Source organism: Sporosarcina sp. AD_1 (assembly GCF_057373025.1).
Genome location: NZ_JBPVIR010000001.1, coordinates 310,052 through 327,883, shown reverse-complemented (window position 1 = coordinate 327,883; position 17,832 = coordinate 310,052). Strand labels below are relative to the sequence as shown.

Annotated in this window: 15 protein-coding genes; 13 read left to right on the top strand and 2 right to left on the bottom strand. The window is 44.4% G+C overall.

What is annotated here, in order from left to right:
* The first annotated feature begins 106 nt into the window (after positions 1 to 106).
* The 6 genes from thrS (at position 107) to ACSW3C_RS01615 (ending at position 8,241) form a co-directional block, all read left to right on the top strand.
* Positions 107 to 2,044: a threonine--tRNA ligase gene (gene thrS, locus ACSW3C_RS01640; RefSeq protein ID WP_486560523.1), complete on the top strand. Its 1,938-nt coding sequence runs from the start codon at positions 107 to 109 to the stop codon at positions 2,042 to 2,044.
* A 141-nt stretch (positions 2,045 to 2,185) separates the two neighbouring features.
* On the top strand, positions 2,186 to 6,145 hold the full coding sequence (locus ACSW3C_RS01635; RefSeq protein WP_486560522.1) for a tetratricopeptide repeat protein: 3,960 nt from the start codon (positions 2,186 to 2,188) through the stop codon (positions 6,143 to 6,145).
* Positions 6,146 to 6,473: 328 nt separating this feature from the next.
* On the top strand, positions 6,474 to 6,980 hold the full coding sequence (gene infC / locus ACSW3C_RS01630; RefSeq protein ID WP_238082810.1) for a translation initiation factor IF-3: 507 nt from the start codon (positions 6,474 to 6,476) through the stop codon (positions 6,978 to 6,980).
* Positions 6,981 to 7,006: 26 nt separating this feature from the next.
* On the top strand, positions 7,007 to 7,207 hold the full coding sequence (gene rpmI, locus ACSW3C_RS01625) for a 50S ribosomal protein L35 (protein ID WP_147055102.1): 201 nt from the start codon (positions 7,007 to 7,009) through the stop codon (positions 7,205 to 7,207).
* A 104-nt stretch (positions 7,208 to 7,311) separates the two neighbouring features.
* A complete protein-coding gene (gene rplT, locus ACSW3C_RS01620; protein ID WP_238082525.1) occupies positions 7,312 to 7,671 on the top strand; it encodes a 50S ribosomal protein L20 in 360 nt (119 codons plus the stop codon).
* A 273-nt stretch (positions 7,672 to 7,944) separates the two neighbouring features.
* A complete protein-coding gene (locus ACSW3C_RS01615; RefSeq protein WP_486560521.1) occupies positions 7,945 to 8,241 on the top strand; it encodes a DUF1294 domain-containing protein in 297 nt (98 codons plus the stop codon).
* Positions 8,242 to 8,315: 74 nt separating this feature from the next.
* On the opposite strand, the gene ACSW3C_RS01610 is transcribed toward ACSW3C_RS01615, so the two are convergent.
* Positions 8,316 to 8,711, bottom strand: coding sequence for a sigma-w pathway protein ysdB (locus ACSW3C_RS01610; protein WP_486560520.1), 396 nt, complete (start codon positions 8,709 to 8,711; stop codon positions 8,316 to 8,318).
* Positions 8,712 to 8,808: 97 nt separating this feature from the next.
* Between ACSW3C_RS01610 and ACSW3C_RS01605 the strand changes: the two genes are divergently transcribed.
* The 6 genes from ACSW3C_RS01605 (at position 8,809) to ACSW3C_RS01580 (ending at position 15,365) form a co-directional block, all read left to right on the top strand.
* Positions 8,809 to 9,297, top strand: coding sequence for a dUTP diphosphatase (locus tag ACSW3C_RS01605; protein ID WP_486560518.1), 489 nt, complete (start codon positions 8,809 to 8,811; stop codon positions 9,295 to 9,297).
* A gap of 87 nt (positions 9,298 to 9,384) precedes the next feature.
* Positions 9,385 to 9,873: a helix-turn-helix domain-containing protein gene (locus ACSW3C_RS01600; RefSeq protein ID WP_486560517.1), complete on the top strand. Its 489-nt coding sequence runs from the start codon at positions 9,385 to 9,387 to the stop codon at positions 9,871 to 9,873.
* Positions 9,874 to 9,962: 89 nt separating this feature from the next.
* On the top strand, positions 9,963 to 10,733 hold the full coding sequence (locus tag ACSW3C_RS01595; protein ID WP_486560516.1) for a metallophosphoesterase: 771 nt from the start codon (positions 9,963 to 9,965) through the stop codon (positions 10,731 to 10,733).
* Positions 10,734 to 10,994: 261 nt separating this feature from the next.
* The gene (locus ACSW3C_RS01590) at positions 10,995 to 11,972 is read left to right on the top strand and encodes a zinc-binding dehydrogenase (protein ID WP_486560515.1); all 978 of its coding nucleotides are present in this window, start codon (positions 10,995 to 10,997) and stop codon (positions 11,970 to 11,972) included.
* A 48-nt stretch (positions 11,973 to 12,020) separates the two neighbouring features.
* Complete coding sequence (locus ACSW3C_RS01585) at positions 12,021 to 13,700, top strand: formate--tetrahydrofolate ligase (protein WP_486560514.1); 1,680 nt, start codon at positions 12,021 to 12,023, stop codon at positions 13,698 to 13,700.
* A 177-nt stretch (positions 13,701 to 13,877) separates the two neighbouring features.
* The gene (locus ACSW3C_RS01580; protein WP_486560513.1) at positions 13,878 to 15,365 is read left to right on the top strand and encodes a GGDEF domain-containing protein; all 1,488 of its coding nucleotides are present in this window, start codon (positions 13,878 to 13,880) and stop codon (positions 15,363 to 15,365) included.
* 289 nt (positions 15,366 to 15,654) lie between these two features.
* Here ACSW3C_RS01580 and ACSW3C_RS01575 read toward each other — a convergent pair whose 3' ends face one another.
* Complete coding sequence (locus ACSW3C_RS01575; RefSeq protein WP_486560512.1) at positions 15,655 to 17,352, bottom strand: M3 family oligoendopeptidase; 1,698 nt, start codon at positions 17,350 to 17,352, stop codon at positions 15,655 to 15,657.
* Between the two features lie 182 nt (positions 17,353 to 17,534).
* Between ACSW3C_RS01575 and ACSW3C_RS01570 the strand changes: the two genes are divergently transcribed.
* Positions 17,535 to 17,819, top strand: a complete 285-nt coding sequence (locus tag ACSW3C_RS01570) for a DUF6509 family protein (RefSeq protein ID WP_486560511.1) — start codon at positions 17,535 to 17,537, stop codon at positions 17,817 to 17,819.
* Positions 17,820 to 17,832 lie beyond the last annotated feature (13 nt).

The window sequence follows — 17,832 nt, the reverse complement described above, 5'->3', positions numbered from 1 at the left end:
GGGCTTTTTTTATTGGTTTTTTTAGTTTTTTGTTTATTCCACTAACTAAAAACCAATACGTGCACCATCCGTTCTATTCCAACTAACTAAAAAGGAGAGACTGACCATGTCGGAACAAATCGAATTGAAATTCCCTGATGGAGCGGTTAAATCGTTTCCAAAAGGCACAACTACAGAAGACGTTGCTGGATCCATCAGCCCGGGACTCCGCAAAAGTGCATTGGCAGGTAAAGTAGGAGATCAACTGATCGATCTGAAAACGCCGATCGAGCAAGATGGCGATATCGCGATCATTACACCTCAATCACCGGAAGCGTTAGAAATTCTACGCCATAGTACAGCGCATTTGCTGGCACAAGCGGTGAAGCGCAAGTTCCCGGATGCCAAACTCGGTATCGGTCCGGTCATTGATAACGGTTTTTACTATGATATCGACTCGCCAACTCCGATTACGGCAGAGGACTTGCCTGAACTTGAGAAGGAAATGAAGCGGATCATTGGAGAAAACTTGCCAGTTGTCCGTCACGATGTTTCACGCGAGGAAGCGGAAAAACGTTTCAAAGAGATTGATGATCCATATAAGCTGGAGCTTCTCGAAGCGATTCCGGAAGGCGAGCAAGTATCGATTTATGAACAAGGCGAGTTCTTTGACCTTTGCCGCGGCATTCACGTTCCGTCTACTGGAAAGTTGAAGGAATTCAAGCTGTTGAGCATTGCGGGTGCCTACTGGCGCGGTAATTCCGATAATAAAATGTTGCAACGGATTTATGGTACGGCTTTCTTCAAGAAAGAGGAACTGCAAGAGCATTTGCGTATGCTGGAAGAGGCGAAAGAGCGGGATCACCGGAAGATCGGCAAGGAGCTTCAATTATTCACAAACTCCCAAAAAGTCGGCCAAGGGTTGCCGCTATGGCTTCCAAAAGGCGCAACGATCCGTCGTGTAATTGAACGGTATATTGTCGATAAAGAAGAGAAACTCGGCTATAACCACGTATATACACCGGTTCTAGGAAGTGTCGAGCTTTATAAGACATCTGGGCACTGGGATCATTACCAGGACGGCATGTTCCCGGTCATGAGCATGGATAATGAGGATTTGGTGCTCCGTCCGATGAACTGTCCGCATCATATGATGATTTACAAAAATGGCATCCACTCCTATCGTAACTTGCCGCTCCGCATTGCTGAGCTTGGCACAATGCACCGTTACGAAATGTCTGGAGCACTTTCCGGATTGCAGCGGGTTCGAGGCATGACGCTGAATGATGCTCATATCTTTGTCCGTCCGGATCAAATTAAAGAAGAATTCCAGCGTGTCGTCCAATTGATCATCGAAGTGTATAAAGACTTTAATATCAAGGATTATTCTTTCCGTCTCTCTTACCGCGATCCGCAAGATACAGAAAAGTATTTTGACGATGATGCGATGTGGGAAAAGGCACAAAGCATGTTGAAAGAAGCGATGGATGAGCTGGGACTTGAATACGTGGAGGCAGATGGCGAAGCAGCATTCTATGGTCCGAAGCTTGATGTTCAGGTGAAGACGGCTATCGGAATGGAAGAGACATTATCGACTGTCCAACTAGACTTCCTTCTTCCTGAACGTTTTGATTTAACGTACGTAGGAGAGGATGGAAAGCCGCATCGTCCTGTTGTTATCCATCGTGGTGTCGTTTCAACAATGGAGCGTTTTGTCGCATTCTTGATCGAAGAATACAAAGGCGCCTTCCCGACATGGCTTGCTCCTGTCCAAGTGGAAGTGATTCCGGTATCACCGGAAGTTCATTTTGAATATGCAAATGAAGTACGTGAAAAGTTAGTGGCTGCCGGTTTCCGGGTGGACCTTGACAGCCGAGATGAAAAAATCGGCTACAAAATCCGGGAAGCCCAAGTGCAAAAAGTTCCGTTCATGCTCGTGCTGGGCGACAAAGAAGTCGAGTCCGGTGAAGTGAATGTACGGAAATATGGTGAACAAAAATCCGAAAGCATGCCGTTTGCACAATTCCTTGAACTGTTGCAGTCGGTTGTTGCGAATAAAGAATAACGAACTAGGTATTGCATCCCATTTCTCCTTATCGAGAAATGGGATGTTTTTATTATTTTTCGAATAATTTATTTGAAACTTTGATTCTTGTGAAGTGTTCAAAGTACAATACAGTTGTCTGCATAAAATGGAGGGATTTTCATGATAGAGACGATTGTCAAACCTTCCGATATTAAAACAATCGGCCAGGCAAATGACGTGCTGCGAATTCTCCTTCAATGTTCAAGGAGAGAAGTTCTTGATTACTTACATTTGATTGATTCCGAAGAGGAAAGCTACCGGCTCATCCGATTGCTGGATAATGGGGCGCTGTCGCAATACGGAAATTTCTTAGCGTATTATGCGCACCGCCGTTTTACAACGGCACGAACATTTGCGTGGAAATGCCATACGCTCCTTGAGATGGATCGTCCGTTCCGAGTTGATCATTTGATTCAGGAGCAATTACAAAATACATCTTACACAGAAAAAGATAAAAACTATTTATTGAAAGTTCGCTTACATGCATTAACGATGATGAATCGCATTCCTGAAGCGGCACGCGCGATTCAGGAAATTGAAAGGAATGGCGGCACTATCCATGCGGATCAATTGGCTCCTTATTATATTGAAATGGACCGTTTGGAAGAAGCGGAACAGATATTGCGTGCTGCCCTGCCATTGACAGAACGCGGTGCGATTACCTATGCGGCGTATGCCGATTTGCTGGCGAAACGGGGAGCTCGTGAAGAGGCGTCTGCTATTTTACGGAAAGGGATGGAGCTTTTTCAGGATGATGTGACGCTGCAAATCGCCTACATAGATCATCTCTATACAGATGGAGACTACGAGAAAGTGAGCATCTTAATTCCTGAAATGTTGGAAGCTCATCCGTACATTCGCCAGCGCAATTATCTCATTTACATACAAACCGATACGCTGTACCGTCTGGACCGCTGGGATGATTTCCGAAAATGGATCGCTTTGCATTCCGATGTGCTGGAAAATACCGTATTCAACCCAGAATCACTTGATGAAACAGGGAAGAGAAATGAAGTACAGTTAATTCCGATCAAACAGAAAGTGAATTATTGCGTGCCAGCTTCGATCGAAATGATTTTAAGGGCAGCTGGCCATGACATAACGCAGGATGAAGTGGCAAGCCATATATTTGACAGGACTGGTTCCAGAATCAGCAAGACCGCTGCCTATATGGAATCATTAGGTTTCCATGCAGTGTTTTTCAAAAGCACGGTTGAAGCACTCAAACAATTGATTGATCTCGACTTACCGGTCATGCTGGATCTCATGGTTGAAAATAGTTCACATGTCCAGTTGGTCAGAGGATACGATGACCGGCTGCAGATCTTGTCGATTCAGGATCCAAACCGTTTGGAGCCCTTCTACGTGCCGTATGATGTGTTTCAAAAGTTCAATCGCATGAAGGATGGTTTGGCAATCGTCTTCATTCCGCGCGAGCAGGCGCACACTTTGCCGGAGCTGTCGAAGAAAGAACATGAATTCTTTCAGGAAGCTTTTTCACGGGTGGATGATCTGGACGAAGCGAGCGAAGAGATGACAGACAAGTTTTTGGCCTTTCTACTGCGAAACGAAGAAGAGGTCTATGCTTCGGTGCTGGGCTTATCCCTCGGCCATGATGACAAATTCCTTCCTTATGTCGATCAGTGGAGAAAGCATGTGGAGGAGAGGCTTGGCGTGGAGGAGCAGAAAGTCGCGCTACTTATTGCCAATTCCTATATGCGATACGGAGACCGGGACTCCTTTATGGCCATTATGAGAGAGTTGAAACGGCCTTCTGCATTCTCTCATTATTTGCTCGGTGTTGACGCCTATAAAAGGGATGCCTACCCGGATGCTCTCTTCCATTTAGAGCGGTCGCTTGAGATGGATCCGTACCAGCCCATTGCATTTGCGTATTTGGCAAGATGCGCAGAGGAAATTGGCAGAACGGAAGATGCAGTGGACTATGCAGAAACAGCTATGTATCAGAATGAGGAAGATGAATTTATTGCCTCGACCTATGCGTCTGCTTTATTGGCAAATGGGCAACCAGCCGATGCTTTGGAACAATTTTTATCTTTGGCGAAGCAAGACCCGGATAATGCCTATTACGCATATGAAGCCGGACGCTGTCAAATCGGGAAAAATGAGCAAGAGGCCATTCAATGGCTGGAGCGATCGATGGAGCTCAATCCCGCCGTTCCTTATCCTTACCTGCGGATTGCTGAAATGTATTTGGAACAGGAAAGCTTTGAGTCGGCGGCTGCCATTTGTGAACGCGGGATCTCTAGTGTGCCAAGTGAAGAGGCGACGTATCTATGGTTATATTCGGGTCACGCAAGAGCGGGAATGGAGGACTTTCAGTGTGCTGAACAAGCATACAAAGAAGCCGCCGAGCGAGATCCGGAAGGCGATTCGCTTGCATTCATATATGAAGGGGAGGCAATGGCGAAAGCAGGTAGATGGGAAGAGGCCATGCAGTCTGTTACCTCTCAAGCAGAACGCATCGGCTCCGCTTATTATACATTCCGGGCAGGAGCGATGCTGTTCGAAACGGCTGAGACGGTAACGGAACATGAGACAGCTCTGGAAATAATGGAAGAAGGGCTTTTAAATACGGAAGAGCAAGTGATGGCTTTTGTCAGGAGATATGTCGATTATGTCGAGGATACCCCTGCAGAACAGCGTGGTGCGAATGTGCTGGCGGAGCTGCGAAATCGCGAACAGGACCCTGATCTGTATTGTTATGAAGCATTTTTGAGAGAACAAACAGGAGAAACTGAAGCGGCGCTGGAACTACTAGGTGAGGCGCTTGAAATGAATTCGCAAAATACGTTTCCTCATTACCGGTTAGGGTTAATCTACAAAGGAATGGGGGAGCTGGAGAAAGCCATACGGCACTTTAACGCGTGTATTGAGATTGAAAGCAATTTCCATGCTGCACGCGAGGAACTGTTCGATATTTACGATGAAACAGAGGTTTATCAAGTTGCTAAGCGATATGGATTTGAATTGCTCGACATGTACCCGGCTGTCTGTAAAGTAGATCGATTGGCAGGATGGCTTGACGAAAAAGAAAAACGAATAGTAGCCGCACGGCTCGATGAAATCAGAGAGCATGTGGATGAGGATTGGTGGTATATTTCAAAAAGCGCCATTTTGCCAAACCGGGAAGCAATCCAATTCCTTTCTGAGCAAGAAAGCCCTGCTATTCAATTTCGGTTGGCAAAACTTCTTTTGAAAGAAAAGGAGTATAAAAAGGCTAATGTCATTTTAACGAAGCTCGTCGAAGAATATCCGAAAGACGAGTCACTGTATCCATTCTGGGCGGAGACAATGTATTTCAGCAAGCAAAATAATTTTGGTTCCCTCCCAATTGAACGATTGAATGTTTCCGACGAGGAGAAGGCTTGGATTAGCCACCAGCTGGGCAAAGAAGTAATGGCCTTGGCAGAGCCTTGGCTTGAGATAAAAGACGGAAAGTCTTCATTTCTGAAACAGCTGAGGGCGGCTACTAAAATATCTCCTATCACCGTTTATGTGACTTCCTTATTAAAATTTGCTGCTAAATTGGAGCCGGAAAATGGAGCTCACTATGTAGAATTGGCAAAATATCTATGGAGAGTTGACAATAGGCCGGAGGCAAAAAAGATTTTAAGCTTATATGAGTATGATGATTTTGATGTATCCAGGCTGGCAGGGTTCTATTCTTTCGATTATGGATTACGTATCGGCAAACAAGCTGACTTTGAGGAATCTCTCAAACACTTCACCAAAATCACAGAGATGTACCCAGACTATCCATATGGATGGGCTTGGAAAGGAGACTGCCTGCTTCATCTTGGCAAGTACGATTTTGCGAAAGCGAGCTATGACAAGACGGTAGAGCTGGATCCTGAAGTGGAAGAAGGACATATCGGCTTAATGCGTGTATATTATTTTGCCGGTTTTTCCGAGAAGGCTTGGGAGTATTTTTGTTCAGCAAATGAGGAAGTGCAAGACCAATGGCTTGTGGAAATGCAAAATTCTCATATGGGGACGGATGACTTTGTCCGATTCCTTGGAGTTCGCCTCGATGAATTAGAAGAAATCAATAGTTGACAACAGATGCACGGCATGGTAAAGTTATAAAGGTTAATGAATACAGTTTGTGGTATAAGAAGAGGCTGCCCGCTTCTCACCTGATTGACGCTTTACCGCTGTTGACAGGTAAGACACATGAATGACGTGCCGTGCATTTAGTTGTGCGTACGCATATGCGGGTAGACAATCATTACGATATGTCTACTTTTTTTATGCCTAGAATTCTGGCGCCCTTTGCTTTTCAATGTTAGAATGACCTGTGGGACTCCGCCGGAACGATAGGCGGTATACCCAAATTGTGTATTCGCGAGACAATATCCGGAGGTGGATTACTATTAGCAAAGACATGTACGTAAACGAGGGCATCCGTGCCCGCGAGCTTCGACTGATTGACCATAATGGAGATCAGCTTGGAATCAAATCACGTAATGAGGCGCTTGACATCGCAGCTCGTGCGAATTTAGACCTCGTCCTTGTCGCTCCGCAAGCAAAACCCCCAGTAGCTCGTGTAATGGACTATGGGAAGTTCAAGTTTGAACAGCAGAAAAAAGAGCGTGAAGTACGGAAAAACCAGAAAATCATCAACATCAAAGAAGTGCGCCTTAGCCCTACGATTGATGAACATGATTTTCAAACCAAACTGCGCAATGGGATCAAATTCCTGGAGAACGGGGACAAAGTAAAAGCTTCTATCCGTTTCCGTGGACGTGCCATTACTCATAAAGAGATCGGTCAACGAGTACTCGACCGATTCGCAGAAGCATGCAAGGAAGTTTCAACGGTTGAAGTTAAACCGAAGATGGAAGGCCGGAGCATGTTCCTAATACTTGCCCCGACTGCTGAAAAGAAGTAACACGAAAGATTTAGGAGGAACAGATCATGCCAAAAATGAAAACTCACCGCGGTTCAGCAAAACGTTTCAAGAAAACTGCATCCGGTAAAGTGAAACGCGGTCGTGCTTATACAAGTCACCTTTTCGCAAACAAGTCAACGAAAGCAAAGCGTCACCTACGCAAAGCTTCCCTTGTTTCATCTGGAGACTACAAGCGTATCCGTGAAATGATCACATACATGAAGTAATTCATGGCTTTAACATGAAGGATCCGGTTGGATGGAAGCCCAGCAACCCGCCTTTTTGAAAACGAAACTACAACATTCTTTAGGAATAGCAGGAGGTAATTACTATGCCACGCGTAAAAGGTGGAACAGTGTCGCGCAAGCGCCGTAATCGAGTTTTGAAACTAGCTAAAGGTTACTTTGGCTCTAAACATAGACTTTACAAAGTAGCAAACCAACAGGTCATGAAATCATTCAACTATGCATACCGTGACCGCCGTCAGAAAAAACGTGATTTCCGTAAACTATGGATCACACGTATCAATGCGGCTGCACGTATGAATGGCCTTTCTTACAGCACTCTTATGCACGGTCTAAAAGTGGCTGGCATCGAAGTAAACCGTAAGATGCTTGCAGATCTTGCTGTGACAGATGCACAAGCATTTGCACAACTTGCAGATACTGCAAAAAAATCAATTGCGAAATAAGAAATGATACAGGACGCCTTGCTAATCGGATTCGTACCGAGGCAAGGCGTTTTTTCATGCTGCCTGACTCCTGTCATGCCCCTTGCCGAAACAATCAACTTGTAAACAAGTAGGGTAATTTTGGGAGCGGGTGAGTCTAAAGGACTTCCCATAAATCCAATGAGAATTCAACATCACGGAAAATCATTTGAAAAAGGTTCAAATATTTTCCAAACAATAGCATTCCATTGGCACATGTGACGGTGTACTATTAAGGATAAGGGAGATGAAACAATGAATGAATTGCTCATCGGATGGATCCTATTCTGTTCTATATGGTCATGCATCTTAATGGGGTATGACAAAAGGCAGGCAAAACGGAAAAAAAGAAGAATTCCAGAGAAGACATTATGGCTGTTCGCTATTGCAGGTGGAGGAATTGGTTCCTATTTAGGCATGCAGCTGTTTCGCCATAAAACGAGGCATACTTCGTTCCGCATCGGTTTTCTCCTTCTTGCCCTGCTCGATATTACCGTTCTGCTATATTTATTCGGGATTGATGTAACAGGAGGACGGAACATTTGGACATGAACGCCTTTCGCTGTTGTTTGCCGTAACAAAAAGGGGAGAGCCACTATTCATGGGCTCTCCCTATTCATGCCCTTTTACTGTTGAGCATTGCTCTTCATTAATTTTTCAATTGGATTTTTCCAGTTGATTTCAGCGTTCGGATAGTTTGATGCGATTTCAGAAGCGAGGAAATGAAAATCGTCTTTAGTAAACCCTTGTAACTTTGTTTCGTCTTTCACCCAGACAAAAATGGAGACAACATCAAAAGCATCTTCAGTTGTGCCCAAATACTTTTCTCCTTCGAACAATGCGCCTTTGTATGTGATGAAAAAGTTTTTCCTAACATTTTTCAGGTCATCAAAGAAATAATATTGCTCTTGTTCATGCGCCTCATCCAATTTCCGCTTTGGATCCGTCAAATAACGGATGCCGCGGTAAAATAAATAAATGACGAATGCTATGATGAAAACGCGGATTAGTAATAGTCCCATGAAAGCAACCCCTCACAGATATAGATAGTCATCTACTATGTACGGATGAGTATATGGTTTGGTTTCAAGATAATAATTTTTTTTGGAGGTTTTTTTAATGGAACTGACGACTTTATTTACAATGCAGCGTGATTTGGACTCATTTATCCAATCTAACCATGAAGGCCATGCAGATTTATTTACGAAAAAAGGCTTGGCATTGCTTGTCGAGCTCTCTGAACTGGCGAACGAAACGAGATGTTTTAAATTTTGGAGCCATAAAGAGGCCTCTCCCCATCATATAATCATAGAAGAATATGTGGACTCGATCCATTTCCTGCTCTCCTTAGGTATTGAAAAGGGATTTGATACGCTCGTGCAAGAATGGCCGGATGGTGAGGTGGAAGGAGAGTTAACAGATTTATTTATTGCTACAAACGCTGAAATTAATCATTTTATTTCAGAACCGACGATTGAACGCTATAAAATGTTATGGATTCTTTACGGTGCAATTTCGAAAAAACTAAACTTTACGAATAAAGATGTTTGGCAAGCATATGTGGAAAAAAATGAGGAAAATTATGCACGACAAAAGAAAGGGTATTAAAATACTTAATAGAAATATAAATATAGATTGACAGCGACCTCAAAGTAAAAATAAGATATAGATAAGCAAATAGGAGGAGGCGTAACTGTGAACGAGTGGAGTAAAGAAGACTTTGGAATTAGATTAAAAGCCTTACGCGAGCAGCGCGGCTTATCAATGATGGCATTTGGAGCGGCTATTGGCACATCTGCCAGCCGGATAAAGGATTGGGAGAAGGGGAAAAATGCCCCATCTGCCGCATGGATTGCTAAAATATCGGATCGCTTTAACATTTCCACTGATGAATTGATCTTAGGAGATCCGCGTACATCACGCGCATTTACAGGCAATACGACAAGTATGGATATGCTTTATGAAAGGCTACGCGAGCATTTGACAATCGATCGGGAAGTAGAACATGGTGATAGGCTTCCAGACCTATACACGGAAATTGATGCAGTAAATAAGGAAAAATACCGAAGTGGGAGAGGGAGAAGATTAGCGGAACGTGAACTCCTTTCCATTCTCGTGGAACTTCCTAAAAAGGATGTATTGGAGTTATTGGAACTCGCTAAGATGAAAAAACGCTGGCAATGAAAAGCAAGAAGGCGTGGATTCGAAAAGGAACCAGGTTGATATGGATTTTTCTAATTTTTTTATTTATATTCATATTGTATAGGGATAATATGACAATCGGAGTCACTAGATATGACATTCAATCTCCCAAAATCCCTAGTGAATTCGATTCCTTCAGGATCGTGCAGCTATCTGATCTACATGATGCGAAATTTGGAGAGAGACATGCCGGCCTTGTAAAAAAAGTGAAGAGGCTATCCCCGGACGCAATATTCATTACAGGTGACTTCATTGACAGCAATCGCTTTGACCTCGATCGCAGCATGGAGCTGGTCGAGGAGTTAGAATCTGTCGCGCCGTTTTATTACGTAACGGGCAATCATGAAATCTCAAGCAATGAAACAGCTCAAATATTGAGTCGTCTTGAAAGCCGAGGAGTGCATACTCTGTCAAATACAGCCGTATTAATTGAACGGGATGGCCAGCGGGTTGCGGTTGGCGGCATTGATGATCCATTATCGAGCAGAAAAGCAGATGATGAGACAGTCAAGGAGTTCATTTTACAGGCTTTTCAAGGCGTACCTGACTCTATGTATAAAATATTGCTTTCACACCGTCCTGAGCAATTTGAGACCTATTATGAGCAGAAGATAGATCTTGTATTGAGCGGGCATGCACATGGCGGACAAATCCGTATTCCGGGGATTGGAGGGCTTGTAGCGCCAGGCCAAGGCTGGTTTCCCGGCTATACGGAGGGGCTTCATTCGAAAAAACAGAGTCAGATGGTCATTAGCCGTGGAATTGGCAACAGCATCATCCCGATTCGTTTTTTTAACCAGCCGGAAATTGTTCTCGTCGAATTGCACCACCAAGTGGAGTAATCACTTACTATGTTAGAAGAGAGATTTTCAGGAAGGTAATTGCTTAGAAAGCTAGTTTGAAAAGATTATCTTTTGAAGCTGACGTGAACTTCATTATTGAGCAATAAAGACTGTCACAAGCCACCTTACAAGTGGATGGAGACAGTTTTTTTATTTCCACAAATAAATTGAAATCTGCGACAAGGACAATATGAAAATGGTTTCATTATGTTGTATGATAGAGACGTCAGAGTACATATAGTCGGGGAGAGGGTGGGAAAAGTGAAAGCATTTATGCATGCCGTTGGACAGATGCGACTTGGGGAACTGGAAGATCCCAGCCCGGGTACGGGTGAGGTGGTTGTCGCATTGAAGGCTGCTGGCTTAAACCGAAGAGATTTAATGATCCCTGGTAGAAGAGGGAATGAAAGCAAGCCACTAGTGCTCGGTTCGGATGGCGCTGGAGTGATCGAAAGTATTGGAGCCGATGTCACAGACTGGGCAATCGGTGACGAAGTGATCATCAATCCCTCGTTGCGCTGGTTCCAGAAAAGTGCCGCGCCTCCTGAAAAGTTCGATATCTTGGGTATGCCGGATCATGGAACTTTTGCAGAGAAAATTGTAATCTCTGCCGAGCAGCTCGAAAAAAAGCCGGAACGTTTGTCGTGGGAGGAATCAGCTGTCATTGCCTTATCGGTTCTGACTGGCTATCGGGCCCTGTTCACACAAGGTGATTTGAAAGCGGGACAAACCGTGTTTATTCCCGGTGCGGGAAGCGGCGTCGCGACATTCATGATCCAACTTGCAAAAAGTGCAGGGGCCAAGGTCATTGTCACATCCAGAAGTGAAGCGAAACGTGAAAGTGCTAGGAAAATCGGTGCAGATATGGCGCTGGATACGAACAGTGATTGGTTAGCAGAGCTACAGGGGGAAACCATCGATTTGGTCGTGGAAAGTGTGGGCCGGGCTACATTCAACCGCTCCCTTCAGGTGTTGAAAAAGGGCGGAAGGATTGTGGTGTTCGGTGCTACGACTGAGGATACAGTCGACTTTGATTTGCGATCATTTTTCTATGGGCAATACCAGCTGTTTGGCACCACAATGGGGAGCAGGGAAGAACTGAGAGCAGCCTTACGCTTTATGGATCGCCACGATATCAGGCCGGTTATCGACGGCGCGTTTCGTTTGGAAGAAGCCGAAGAAGCGTTTGAAAGGCTGAAGCACAATGAACAATTTGGTAAAATAGTAGTAAGCATATAATATAAATGAGAAATGGATTGGGTTTCATCATGAAAGGATGGGATAGGGATGGTAGATAAAACAAAACCGTTAACAGACTTGGCAATTGCTTCGCAGGCGGTCATGCAGCCGATTGGCAAGATTGCTGAGAAGGCAGGCATTCCAGAGGAAGCGGTCGAACCGTACGGCAGATACAAAGCAAAGATTGATGTCAGCAAGCTGCAGACGAAACAAGCGGCTGGGAAAGTCGTTCTAGTCTCCGCCACGAGCCCGACACCTGCAGGGGAAGGAAAGTCTACAGTAACTGTAGGTTTAGCGGATGCGCTAGCGAAATTGGGCAAGAAATCGATGATTGCGCTCCGTGAACCGTCACTCGGCCCTGTTATGGGTGTTAAGGGCGGCGCAGCTGGTGGCGGATATGCCCAAGTGTTGCCGATGGAAGAAATCAATCTTCACTTCAACGGAGACATCCATGCGATCACGACTGCTAATAACGCATTAAGTGCGCTCATCGATAACCATATTCATCAAGGGAATGCCCTTGGAATCGATCCAAGGCGTATTACGTGGAAGCGTGCATTGGATATGAATGACCGTGCACTCCGTCATGTCACAATCGGATTAGGGGGCCCTGGCCAAGGTGTGCCACGGGAGGATGGATTCGATATTACTGTCGCTTCTGAAATCATGGCGGTATTCTGCCTTGCGACGAGCCTGAATGATTTGAAGGAGAAGCTTTCTCAAATGGTGATCGGCTACACGTACAATAAAGAGGCCGTGACTGTCCGCGATTTGGGCGTCGAAGGAGCATTGACGTTACTGTTGAAGGAAGCGTTCAAGCCAAATCTCGTTCAAACGATCGAGGGAACCCCGGCTTTGATCCATGGCGGTCCTTTTGCTAATATCGCGCATGGCTGCAACTCTTTGATGGCGACCAATACCGCAAGACAGCTTGCTGATATCGTCGTTACGGAGGCGGGCTTTGGTTCTGACCTCGGTGCTGAGAAATTCATGGATATTAAAGCACGCAAGGGTGGATTTGCGCCTGACGCGGTTGTCTTGGTTACAACAATCCGTGCATTGAAAATGCATGGCGGAGTAGCGAAGCAAGACTTAGGTGCAGAGAACGTACCTGCCCTGCAGCAAGGAATTGTGAACTTGGAGAAGCATATTGAAACGGTCCAAGCGTTTGGCGTTCAGCCGGTCGTTGCACTAAACCGTTTTATTACAGATTCTAATGCTGAGCTGGACTTCGTCCTTTCATGGTGCAAGTCAAAAGGGGTGCGGGCAGCGTTGACGGATGTGTGGGGACAAGGCGGACAAGGTGGTCTTGATCTTGCGAATGAAGTGCTTGCACTTTTGGATGAACCGAAACAATTTGCGCCATTATATGATGTTGAACAGCCGGTCATTGACAAAATTACATCGATTGTTCAGAAAGTATATGGTGGTGAGGGAATTATCCTCACCGATAAAGCGATGAAGGATTTGAAGGCTATCGAGCAAAATGGATGGGATATCCTGCCGATCTGTATGGCGAAGACACAATATTCATTTACGGATGATCCGAAGAAGTTGGGCAGACCAACAGATTTCAAAATTACAATCCGTGAAATTATCCCTAAACTTGGTGCTGGTTTCCTCGTCTGCTTGACTGGAGATATTATGACAATGCCTGGCTTGCCTAAACAGCCAGCAGCCCTCCAAATGGGTATCGATGAGAATGGCAATGCTGTTGGGTTAATGTAATGTAAATTGAGACGGCCTCCTGTAGCATAGGGAGTCGTCTCTTTTTTTTGGAATTAAGGCGAATTTGTGAATTCCTCTCATCAAATCAAATTATTTAGGTAGTTTAGCATAGTTAGGGATGTATAAATAGTCTATAATGTTTATAAAATATACGGACCGCAAAAGGGGAATGCGTCTTTGGCTAGGAATTTTAGATTAAAACTAACTGTAATCTTAATTGTATTCTCGCTAGTTCTTTCCTTTGTCATTGCAATGTTTGATTATATGAAACTGAAAGAAAGTGTCATTGCAAGCCAAGCTGCCAAGATTTCCATGGCAGAGGACAAAATTATAAGCAATCTTTCGACCATCGATACCGTATACGATTTGTTCGACAAGGAAATGTCGGAAAAAATGAAGGAATACTCCAATGAGTTAGTTCAAAAATACGAGGAAGAATCCGATTTTGCCCAATGGGATTTTAATGAGCTGAAGAAGAAGTATGGTATGGAAGTTTTTATATTGAATGATAATAATACAGTTTTATATAGCAGTTTTAAACAAGATATTGGTTTGAACTTTAGCGATTGCTGTCCGAAGTTTTCCAAACTGCTGGATAGCAGGAGGGAAGGGTCAAACTTCTCACATGACGGGATGGATATCCAATCGAAGACAGGGGAAATAAAGAAATTCAGTTATATGCCAACTCCTGATCATCTTTACTTAATAGAATTGGCAGCCTCATTAGAGGATGAAGAGATTTTTAAGAAGTTTAATTTCCTGGAGACGAGCAAGGAACTGGAAGATACATATGATATTATCGATAGCATACATGTCTATAACTCCGGAGGCTTTATACTTGGACAGAAAACCGATGGTTACATGCAGAAGAAAATTGAGGAGCCGTTTTTTTCCGTTTTCAATGAAGTCAATCGGAGCGGAGAAGTGAGAGAACTTTCCCTTGTTGCAGATGGACGGCAAAAAACGTATCGGTATATTCCGTATGTAGCGGAAGAAAGACGTGGTTATTCAACAAATCGTGTAGTAGAAATTGTGTATAACGATTCTGAGTTGACCGGATTATTGCATACATATAAAAACCAGTTCATTAAACAGCTTTTAGTAATTATCACGGCAGCAGTAGGTTTATCATTCATTATTGGCCGGCTTGTTGCCGCCCCGATTCACTTAGCGTTCCATGACAGTATGACAGGACTGAAAAACCGTGCGGCCTTCGAAGATGAGGTGCAAAGAAGCTTGGCCGGCGGCACTCCGCTTGCACTGCTTATGATTGATTTAGACAACTTCAAGCAGGTGAATGACCGGCTCGGACATGGAGAAGGGGATCGCATTTTGAAACAAGCTGCCGCTATGATAGCTGAAGTGGTAGAACCGAAGGCGGTTGCCGCCAGAGTAGGTGGAGACGAATTTCTGGTCTTATTCAAAAAGGCAGAGGGGCAAGCGGTTTGCCGGGCAGCGGAACAACTTCTATTTAAGATAGAAAGCAATGTAATCGGAATGCAGTTAACTAAAGAGGTTCAGCTTTCCGTCAGCATCGGAATAGCATTTTCAGAGAAAGATGATACGTTTGATTCGCTCTATGCAAAAGCAGACGGCGCCCTCTACCAATCGAAAGAGAACGGTAAAAATCGGTACAGCATACATGAGCCACTGTGTACTAGCTAACCACATAAGTAGGCGGAGAAAAGGGAAATGACTTTCTCCGTCTATTTTTGTCCCAAGTTTCTAAATCTATCTTGTATAGATGAGGGGAGTTAGCATACTAAGAGAAGCTTGATATTGGAAGACCCCATCTTGTTGATAGGTTGATGTAGCTGTAATAGGAATACCGTAATGATCGATCAACCCTGGAAAGCTGCCGGCATTGGACTCACGAGCAAATCGTTTACAGAAAAAAGGACTGTCACAGGCTATCAGTTTGCCACTGATACTCTGGACAGTCCTTTGACTTATCTTATAGTGATTTATCGTCTACGCTGTTGAGCCATGACTCGATGGCGCCAACGACAGACTGTACGCAGCCGTCTTCAAATGGAGAGATGAGATTGGCTTCACGCACGAGTTCCGTGAATTTCTTTGAGCCGCCGAGTCGGCAAAGGTGAATGTAATCATTCCAAGCTTCCTCACGGTTTTCCAGTGAGCGTTTCCAGAATTGGAATGCACAGATTTGTGCCAGTGTGTAATCAATATAGTAGAATGGCACTTCGTAAATATGGGATTGACGTTGCCACACGCCGCCAGCTTCCAAGTAAGGATTGCCGTCGTAATCACGTTTTGGCAAATACGTTTTTTCGAGCTCTTTCCAAGCGGCTTTGCGCTCGGCAGGCGTCATTTCAGGATGTTCATAGACGATGTGCTGGAATTCGTCCACGGCAACGCCATATGGCAAGAAGAGCAGACCGCTGCTTAGGTGGGCAAACTTGTACTTTTCTGTTTCCTCTTCAAAAAACAGTTCCATCCATGGCCAAGTGAAAAATTCCATGCTCATGGAATGGATTTCAGCCCCTTCATGTGTCGGCCAAACGTATTCAGGAATACCGATATTGCGGCTGGAATAGACTTGGAATGCATGTCCTGCCTCATGTGTCAGTACATCGATATCTCCAGATGTACCGTTGAAGTTGGAGAAGATGAACGGCGAATCATAGTTGTCTATGAATGTGCAGTAGCCGCCGGATTCTTTGCCTTTTTTCGCTTCCAAGTCTAGCAAGTTCTTGTCTGTCATGAATGTAAAGAATTCATCCGTTTCCGGGGAGAGCTCTTGATACATCTTCTTGCCGTTTTCAATGATCCATTCGGAAGATCCTTTCGGCTTCGCGTTGCCTGTTAAGAAATTCAATGATTGATCGTAAAATTTCAACTCATCGACGCCGATCCGTTCCGCTTGTCGATCGTATAGTTTATTTGCTAAAGGAACGATGAAATCCCGCACTTGGTCACGGAAGTTTTTCACCATATCTGCATCATAGCCGATCCGGTTCATCCGGGCATAGCCAAGTTCCACAAAGTTCTTAAAGCCTAATTTTGTTGCGATTTCATGACGGATTTTTACTAAATCATCATAGATGCGGTCAAATTGTTCTCCATTGCTCTCGTAGAATGCATAGGAGGCTTCCATAGCAGACTTTCTGACAGAGCGGTCCGTTGACTCCGCATATGGAGCGAGTTGAGCTAGAGTCAATGTTTTGCCGTCAAACTCGATCTGAGCAGAGGCTACCAGCTTCGCGTACTCCGACGTCAGCTTGTTTTCTTGCTGCAAGAGAGGAAGAACTTCGGATGAAAATGACTTGATGGCATTATCCGCCAATGCGAAAAGCTGTGGGCCCCATTTCTCTTCAAGTTCTTTTCGGAAAGGGGTTGCAACGAGCTCTTTGTAGAAAGCGGTTCCAAGTTCCTGGAATTCAGGATTGATTTCATCGAAATAGTCCCGTTCCTTTTGGTAGTATTCATCATTCGTATCGATGGACGCACGAATATAAACCAGATTGGCCTGTGTAGAGAAATCGCTGCCGATCGCGTTAATTTTTTCAATTACTTCATTTTGTTTGTCGTACGAGTCCGCAGCGCGGAACTGTTCCAATAAATCATGGAATTGTTCTTTAATTTCCGCCATATTCGGTCTCGTATATTGATAGTCTTCAAATTTCAACATATACATTTCCCCTAACGATAAAATTGTGAAAAGTGCTCACTCTTTCATTGTTCCTTAATCTCTGGAAAATTGCAAAACAAAAATGTTGTCTGTGAATAAAAACAGTTTAAAATGAACGACGAGAAGCATTTTTTAGTGTACGATGGTATCGAATACTATTTATTTTGGTGAGGATGATACAAATGGACATAATGGAGTATACGCGGGAGGAATTGGTCGATCCTACCGGCATATTAAGTGGAACCCGCTATGAATTTCATCTATACCTCCAGTTGGATCCCGATGATGAACTTTACGATGAAAAAGGGACGGGCCTGCGGATCATCTTTTTGGTGGATGGTGAAGAAGAGAGAATCATTTCCTACAACTTTTTTGAAAGGGCAACAGGGAATGTCCTCGACTTCGAATTAGAGGATGAGGAATACACGGAAATAGAGCAATTTTGCAAGGCACATCTTGCAGAATAAAAAATCGGAGCGC

Excerpts from the sequence above, each read along its gene's own strand:
- ACSW3C_RS01570 (WP_486560511.1), top strand. The coding sequence starts at position 17,535 with ATGGACATAATGGAGTATACGCGGGAGGAATTGGTCGATCCTACCGGC.
- rpmI (WP_147055102.1), top strand. The coding sequence starts at position 7,007 with ATGCCAAAAATGAAAACTCACCGCGGTTCAGCAAAACGTTTCAAGAAA.
- ACSW3C_RS01575 (WP_486560512.1), bottom strand. The coding sequence starts at position 17,352 with ATGTTGAAATTTGAAGACTATCAATATACGAGACCGAATATGGCGGAA.
- ACSW3C_RS01635 (WP_486560522.1), top strand. The coding sequence starts at position 2,186 with ATGATAGAGACGATTGTCAAACCTTCCGATATTAAAACAATCGGCCAG.
- ACSW3C_RS01615 (WP_486560521.1), top strand. The coding sequence starts at position 7,945 with ATGAATGAATTGCTCATCGGATGGATCCTATTCTGTTCTATATGGTCA.
- infC (WP_238082810.1), top strand. The coding sequence starts at position 6,474 with ATGTACGTAAACGAGGGCATCCGTGCCCGCGAGCTTCGACTGATTGAC.
- rplT (WP_238082525.1), top strand. The coding sequence starts at position 7,312 with ATGCCACGCGTAAAAGGTGGAACAGTGTCGCGCAAGCGCCGTAATCGA.
- ACSW3C_RS01610 (WP_486560520.1), bottom strand. The coding sequence starts at position 8,711 with ATGGGACTATTACTAATCCGCGTTTTCATCATAGCATTCGTCATTTAT.
- ACSW3C_RS01605 (WP_486560518.1), top strand. The coding sequence starts at position 8,809 with ATGGAACTGACGACTTTATTTACAATGCAGCGTGATTTGGACTCATTT.
- ACSW3C_RS01595 (WP_486560516.1), top strand. The coding sequence starts at position 9,963 with ATGACAATCGGAGTCACTAGATATGACATTCAATCTCCCAAAATCCCT.
- ACSW3C_RS01585 (WP_486560514.1), top strand. The coding sequence starts at position 12,021 with ATGGTAGATAAAACAAAACCGTTAACAGACTTGGCAATTGCTTCGCAG.
- thrS (WP_486560523.1), top strand. The coding sequence starts at position 107 with ATGTCGGAACAAATCGAATTGAAATTCCCTGATGGAGCGGTTAAATCG.